Genomic DNA, 904 nt, shown 5'->3' on the forward strand with positions numbered 1-904 from the left:
GCGACGAGCACCACCGTGGCGAGCGCAGCCCACAGCAGCACGACCCAGCCCCGCATGTGCGGATTCTCGGCCCGGTGCGCGCCGGTGCGGCCGCTGCCGGCCGGAAGCTGGTCGAAGCGATCCTTCGGGTAGGTCGTTCTGGCCACCCTGGAATGCTACCTGGCCACGCGCGGGCTCATCGCGACGCGGGCTCGCCGCGCCTGCTCGCGGGCATCGCGGATGCGGCGCAGACGCGACACCAGCATGGGGTCGTACTCCAGTGCCTCGGTGGTGTCGAGCAGCCGCCCCAGCAGCTGGTAGTACCGCGCCGGCGACAGGCCGAGATGGGTGTGGATCGCCTCTTCTTTGCGCGGCCCGTGACGTGACCAGTTCGCCTCGAAGTCGAGAATCGCGCGGTCGCGAGGAGTCAGGGGCACCCCTCCACGCTAACGCGGCGGCGCGGCATCGCCCGCGCGCCACTCCAGCCACCCGCCGAGCGGGTCGGCCGCGGCGACCACCTCGCCGTCGAGAGCCACGGCGAAGCCGCCCGGCCACTCGGCGAGGTCGATCGGGGCCGTCCATCCCTCGTGCAGGGCGGGGGCGTCGATGCTCACCCATCGCCCCGCGGCGCGGGCTGCGGCGATCGTTGCGTGACGCACCGGCCAGGGCATGAGCGCGAGCACGCCGGGAGTGGTGACGACGAGCGTGGCATCGGGCGGTGCAAGGGCGGCGACCTGCGCGATCCGCTCCGCCCCGTCTCCGGCGACCAGCAGGGGCGGGTCGGATGCCGCGACGCGCAGCGCCTGACGCACGCGCTCGGCGCGGCCGGTCTCCCCCGGCCACACCAGGCCGGTGAGCCAGCGCTCGGTGTCGGGGTCGCGCGGGTCGAGGGGCTCCAGATCGATCCCGGCACGCCACACGATCT

General features: G+C 74.2%; 2 protein-coding genes. Both read right to left on the reverse strand.

The features are described 5' to 3' along the window. Positions 1–155 precede the first annotated feature (155 nt). Positions 156–416 (reverse strand): DUF3263 domain-containing protein, encoded by a 261-nt coding sequence (locus NQ160_RS23005; RefSeq protein ID WP_257517337.1) that lies wholly within the window; start codon positions 414–416, stop codon positions 156–158. A 9-nt stretch (positions 417–425) separates the two neighbouring features. Beyond that, the coding region (locus tag NQ160_RS23010; RefSeq protein WP_257517338.1) for a DUF2332 domain-containing protein at positions 426–904 on the reverse strand (479 nt) is incomplete at its 5' end.

The sequence above is a fragment of the Microbacterium sp. zg.Y909 genome (genome assembly GCF_024626565.1).